The 6389-nt window shown below is 44.9% G+C and carries 3 protein-coding genes and 1 tRNA gene; all 4 read left to right on the forward strand.

The genetic code is table 11. The features are described 5' to 3' along the window. Window positions 1-206: 206 nt before the first annotated feature. The 4 genes from DW904_RS22190 to DW904_RS22205 all read left to right on the forward strand — a co-directional run bounded on the left by DW904_RS22190 (window position 207) and on the right by DW904_RS22205 (window position 6047). A tRNA-Leu gene (locus DW904_RS22190) sits at window positions 207-290 on the forward strand. Between the two features lie 235 nt (window positions 291-525). After that, window positions 526-1602 (forward strand): carbamoyl phosphate synthase small subunit, encoded by a 1077-nt coding sequence (locus DW904_RS22195; protein ID WP_118584285.1) that lies wholly within the window; start codon window positions 526-528, stop codon window positions 1600-1602. Further along, the gene (gene carB, locus DW904_RS22200; protein WP_118584286.1) at window positions 1602-4817 is read left to right on the forward strand and encodes a carbamoyl-phosphate synthase large subunit; all 3216 of its coding nucleotides are present in this window, start codon (window positions 1602-1604) and stop codon (window positions 4815-4817) included. Before DW904_RS22195 ends, carB begins: the two co-directional genes overlap by 1 nt. Window positions 4818-5144: 327 nt before the next feature. Continuing rightward, window positions 5145-6047: an undecaprenyl-diphosphate phosphatase gene (locus DW904_RS22205; protein ID WP_118584287.1), complete on the forward strand. Its 903-nt coding sequence runs from the start codon at window positions 5145-5147 to the stop codon at window positions 6045-6047. The last annotated feature ends 342 nt before the right edge of the window (window positions 6048-6389 follow it).

Here is a 6389-nt window from a genome sequence, read left to right on the forward strand (position 1 = left end):
AATTCTACCTTTCTGATAATCGTTACCTCCATCTGTTGATGGAAGCATTATACTACATTGGGACATTTTCCTTTATGGTATATTAGGACATTATCATAAATGGTTCATAATTTTTCAAATTTTTTTGAAAATTAGTGTTGACATTTGACTGAATGTGTTGTATTATAATCAAGCAGTCGCGAGAGAGCGATTGAAACATAAGAAATGCAGGAGTGGCGGAATTGGCAGACGCGCAGGCTTCAGGTGCCTGTGGTCGCAAGATCGTGTGGGTTCAAGTCCCATCTCCTGCATTATTTTTTTCTTTTGTTACGAATACCAGAGTTGCGTATAAGGTTGGCTGTGAGGCACAGGATGTCTCTTTTATTCAGACTCGGATCCAGTAGCTTTTTTCTGTTGTGCAATTTTTTTCAGCACAACAGAATTTTTTTTTGCTCATATTTTGTTGAAAAAAGCATTTTGCTATGATACAATCTTGAAGATTTAGGATAAAATAAGAAAGAAAATGATATAAGAAAGGGAGATTGTATGAAAGCATTTCTGATATTAGAAGATGGCCATGTATTTACAGGAACCAGCATTGGTTCTGCAAGGGAAGTCATCAGCGAGATTGTTTTTAATACTTCCATGACCGGTTATCTGGAAGTAATGACAGACCCGTCTTACGCAGGACAGGCGGTATGCATGACCTATCCATTAATAGGAAATTACGGAATCTGTTATGATGACCAGGAATCCACCAGACCGTGGATCGACGCATTTATCGTACGTGAATTATCCCGTGTTCCAAGCAATTTCAGAAGCGTTGACACCATTCAGCATTTCTTGACCAAGCATGATATTCCTGGAATCGCAGGAATCGACACCAGAGCTCTTACCAAGATCCTCCGTGAGAAAGGTACCATGAACGGTATGATCACAGTGGATGAAAATTATGACTTAAACGCAATTCTCCCCAAGTTAAAAGCATATACAACTGGTAAAGTAGTGGAAAAAGTAACCTGCCGTGAGAAAGAAATCCTTCCTGGAAATGGTCCGAAGGTAGCCCTCATGGATTTTGGTGCGAAACGTAATATTGCCCGTTCCCTGAATAAGCGCGGATGTCAGGTAACTATTTACCCGGCTCTTACACCGGCCGAGGAGATCCTTGGAGATCATCCGGACGGAATCATGCTCAGCAATGGCCCTGGAGACCCGAAAGAATGCACTTCTATTATTAAAGAAGTAAAGAAACTTTACGATTCCGATGTTCCGATTTTTGCAATCTGTCTTGGACATCAGCTGATGGCACTTGCAACAGGCGGGGATACCTATAAGATGAAATATGGTCACCGCGGTGGAAACCATCCGGTAAAAGACCTTACAACAGGCAGAGTTTACATCTCTTCCCAGAATCATGGCTACGTAGTAGATGCCAAGGACCTTGAGGAGAAAAACATTGCTCATCCTGCATTTGTGAACGTAAATGACGGAACAAACGAAGGAATGGCATACGTTGGAAAGAATATTTTCACTGTACAGTTCCATCCGGAGGCATGCCCGGGACCGCAGGATTCCAGTTACCTGTTTGACAGATTTATGGATATGATGGGAGGAAATAAATAATGCCAAGAAATAAAGACATTAAAAAAGTACTTGTTATTGGTTCAGGTCCGATCATCATCGGCCAGGCAGCAGAGTTTGACTACGCAGGAACACAGGCCTGCCGTTCCCTGAAAGAAGAAGGTCTGGAGGTTGTTCTTCTGAACTCCAATCCGGCTACAATCATGACAGATAAAGATATTGCAGACCGTGTTTACATTGAGCCTCTTACCGTAGAAGTGGTAGAGCAGCTGATCCTGAAAGAGAAGCCAGACAGCGTTCTTCCTACCCTGGGCGGTCAGGCAGGTCTGAACCTTGCCATGGAGCTGGATGAGAAAGGCTTCCTGAAAGAACATAATGTAAGACTGATCGGTACTACAGCCCAGACCATTAAGAAAGCTGAAGATCGTCAGGAATTTAAGGATACCATGGAGAAAATCGGCGAGCCAGTTGCAGCTTCCAAGGTTGTTACCACGGTGGAGGATGGTCTTGCATTTACCAATACCATTGGCTATCCGGTTGTTCTTCGTCCTGCTTACACCCTTGGCGGAAGCGGCGGCGGAATTGCCCACAATGAATACGAGCTTCGTGAGATCCTGGAGAATGGTCTTCGTCTTTCCCGTGTTGGAGAGGTTCTGGTAGAGCGCTGTATCGCAGGCTGGAAAGAAATCGAGTATGAGGTAATGCGTGACAGTGCAGGAAACTGCATCACTGTCTGCAACATGGAGAACATTGACCCGGTTGGTGTCCACACAGGAGACTCCATCGTAGTTGCTCCGTCCCAGACTCTTGGAGACAAAGAGTACCAGATGCTCCGTACCTCTGCCCTGAACATTATCACAGAGCTTGGAATTACAGGCGGATGTAACGTTCAGTACGCACTGAAACCAGACAGCTTCGAATACTGTGTTATCGAGGTTAACCCTCGTGTAAGCCGTTCCTCTGCACTTGCAAGTAAGGCAACTGGTTACCCGATCGCAAAGGTTGCAGCGAAGATCGCACTTGGATATACACTGGATGAGATCCCAAATGCCATCACTGGAAAAACATACGCAAGTTTCGAGCCGATGCTTGACTACTGTGTTGTTAAGATCCCGAGACTTCCATTTGATAAATTTATCACAGCTAAGAGAACCCTTACCACTCAGATGAAAGCTACCGGTGAGGTTATGAGTATCTGCCATAACTTTGAGGGTGCTCTTATGAAAGCAATCCGTTCCTTGGAGCAGCATGTTGACAGTCTGATGTCTTACGATTTTACACAGCTTACAGATGAGGAACTGCTGGATGAGCTGGCAATCGTGGACGACCGCAGAATCTGGAAGATTGCAGAAGCAATCCGCCGTGGTATGCCGCAGTCCATGCTTCATGACATTACCCAGATCGACATCTGGTTCATTGACAAGCTGGCAATCCTGGTTGGAATGGAAAATGCCCTGAAGAACAGAAAGCTTACCAAAGAGCTTCTTCTGGAAGCAAAACGCATGGAATTCCCGGACTACATCATTGCCTGTCTTACAGGCAAAACAGAAGAAGAGATCAAAGATCTTCGTGCAGATTACGGTATCAAGGCTGCTTATAAGATGGTAGATACCTGTGCAGCAGAGTTTGCAGCTGCAACTCCATATTACTATTCTGTATATGGTGATGAAGGCACTGAGAATGAGGCAATTGCCACACCGGATAAGAAAAAGATCCTGGTACTTGGCTCCGGCCCGATCCGTATTGGACAGGGTATTGAGTTTGACTTCTGCTCTGTACACTGTACCTGGGCTTTTGCAAAAGAAGGATATGAAACTATCATTATTAACAACAACCCAGAGACAGTTAGTACAGACTTTGATATTGCAGATAAACTGTATTTCGAGCCTCTTACACCGGAAGATGTTGAGAATATTGTAAATATTGAGAAACCGGACGGAGCTGTTGTACAGTTCGGTGGACAGACCGCCATCAAGCTGACAGAAGCTCTTACCAAGATGGGCGTAAAGATCCTTGGAACATCTGCTGAGAATGTAGACGCTGCTGAGGACCGTGAGCTGTTCGATGAAATCCTGGAGAAATGTCAGATTCCGAGACCGAAGGGACACACTGTATTTACCGCAGAAGAGGCGAAGAAAGCAGCAAATGAGCTGGGCTATCCGGTTCTGGTTCGTCCTTCCTACGTACTTGGCGGACAGGGCATGAGAATTGCTGTAAGCGATGAGGATGTGGAAGAGTACATTGGTGTGATCAACCAGATTGCACAGGAGCATCCGATTCTTGTTGACAAGTACCTGATGGGAAAAGAAATCGAGGTTGATGCCGTTTGCGATGGCGAGGACATTCTGATTCCTGGTATTATGGAGCACATCGAGCGTGCCGGAATCCACTCTGGTGACAGTATTTCCGTATATCCGGCAAGAACCATCAGCGAGAAAGCCAAAGAGACTATTGCAGAGTACACCAGACGTCTTGCAAGAGCACTTCATGTAGTGGGTATGATCAATATCCAGTTCATCGTTCTTGGGGATGATGTATATGTAATCGAGGTTAATCCACGTTCCAGCCGTACCGTACCTTACATCAGCAAAGTTACCGGAATCCCGATTGTACCGCTGGCAACCAAGGTAATCCTTGGATACAAACTGAAAGATATGGGCTATGAGCCTGGTCTTCAGCCAGAGGCAAAACACATTGCCATCAAGATGCCGGTATTCTCCTTCGAGAAGATCCGCGGCGCTGATATCAGCCTTGGACCGGAGATGAAATCTACCGGTGAGTGCCTTGGTATTGCAGAGACCTTCAATGAGGCTCTTTACAAAGCATTCCTTGGAGCTGGAATTCGTCTGCCGAAGTATAAGAACATGATCATGACTGTAAGACCGGAAGAGCAGGAGGACGCTGTACCGATCGCTAAGAGATTTGAGGCACTTGGATACCGCATCTATGCCACAAGAGGAACTGCCAATACTCTGAAAGAGCATGGTGTTAAGGTGATCCGTACCAACAAGCTGGAGCAGCCGGCACCGAACCTTATGGACTTGATTCTTGGTCATAAGATTGATGTGGTTATTGATATCCCATCTCAGGGTGTTGAGCATCAGAAGGATGGTTTCGTGATCAGACGTAATGCAATCGAGACAGGGGTAAATGTTCTCACCAGCCTTGATACTGCAGAAGCGCTTGTGACCAGTCTTGAAAATACAGATGCCAATTGCTTAAGCCTGATTGATATTGCAACTATTGCAAGACGCTAAAGGAAGGGTGTGCAGTCTGGGATTTTTGCGTTACTGTTTACTGGTAACATTCCGCGAGGTGTTTTTTGTGAACAAAGTTCACAGAAAACCCGAGAGTTGCGGCGCGAAATCATGCAAAGCATGATTTCTGTGCATCGCGAAGCGTGTTACTGTGAACGGAGTGAACAGTAACATTTTTGCAGTAAAAATTGTAGAAAAAAACAAAATACAAGTTTACGAAAAATACTTTCTGTAATATACTAAAGAGGACGGAGAAGTTTAAGTCTCCGTCCTCATTTTGTTAAAGTGGGTGCACATGGAGAGTGCATTCATAAGAAAGGGGTAGAAATGGATATTATCGAACTTTTAAAGGTAATTTTCCTTGGCATTGTGGAGGGAATTACAGAATGGCTTCCCATCAGCAGTACCGGTCATATGATCCTGGTAGATGAATTTCTTCATCTGGATGTTTCCAAAGAATTTATGGATGTATTTCTGGTAGTGATCCAGCTTGGAGCCATCCTTGCAGTTGTTGTTTTGTATTGGAATAAGCTGTGGCCTTTTTACATAAAGAAGCTTCCAAGAAGAACCCAGATGGCTATTGCGAAGAAGCCCAAATGGGCACAGGTGATCCTGAATTTTGTGGAGCGCTTCTGCGATAAAGAGAAATGGGTGCTGTGGTTTAAGATTGTGGTAGCATGTCTGCCGACCATTGTGATCGCACTTCCGTTTGATGATTTCATTGAAGAACATTTTAATAACTATGTGGTTGTTGCCATTGCACTGATCGTCTACGGTGTTCTGTTTATTATTGTGGAAAACTATAATAAAAGCAGAGAGCCGCAGTGCACAAGTCTGGAAGATTTATCTTTCAAGACGGCGTTTCTCATCGGCTGTTTTCAGGTGCTTTCCGTTATTCCTGGTACATCCAGATCTGGTTCTACCATCATTGGAGGAATCCTGGTTGGTACTTCCCGTACCGTTGCAGCTGAGTTCACCTTTTTCCTTGGAATCCCGGTTATGTTCGGAGCCAGCCTTCTGAAGATTGTGAAATTCGGTTTTGGATTTACCGGTACAGAGGTGCTGATCCTGGTGATCGGTATGGTGGTAGCGTTTGTAGTTTCTATCCTGGCAATCAAGTTCCTGATGGGCTATATCAAGAAACATGATTTCAAGGCATTTGGATGGTACAGAATCGTACTTGGTGCGCTGGTTCTGGTTTACTTTATTGGTAAGATTTTACTGGCATAAATTACATATAAGAAATTTCGGCGTCAGCCTGCAGGGGAAAATCTGCAGGCTGGCGTTTTTGCTATTTAGTGTGTTGGTCGTTATTCCGGACGCGATTTCACAATGTATATTCACCGCCGCGCGTCGCAACGTTCCGGCAAGCTAATGACTAACTACGACTAAGACGCTCAGGAAAGCCTTCGCGCCTAAGTCTCCGTAAGTCATGGATCTCGCCTCCACTAAAACCGCTCCTGAAATGCGCGGCTTGCGAATATACATTGCAAAATCGCTGGTTACTGGAAAGGGAAGAAAGAAACAGTAACGACAACAACGCGGGTGGGGTGAAGTAGTTGGTATCCCGCA

Source organism: Ruminococcus sp. AM42-11, from assembly GCF_003480145.1.
Lineage (GTDB): Bacteria > Bacillota > Clostridia > Lachnospirales > Lachnospiraceae > Blautia_A > Blautia_A faecis.

Coding starts and splice junctions, on each gene's coding strand:
- DW904_RS22195 (WP_118584285.1), top strand. CDS start 526: ATGAAAGCATTTCTGATATTAGAAGATGGCCATGTATTTACAGGAACC.
- carB (WP_118584286.1), top strand. CDS start 1,602: ATGCCAAGAAATAAAGACATTAAAAAAGTACTTGTTATTGGTTCAGGT.
- DW904_RS22205 (WP_118584287.1), top strand. CDS start 5,145: ATGGATATTATCGAACTTTTAAAGGTAATTTTCCTTGGCATTGTGGAG.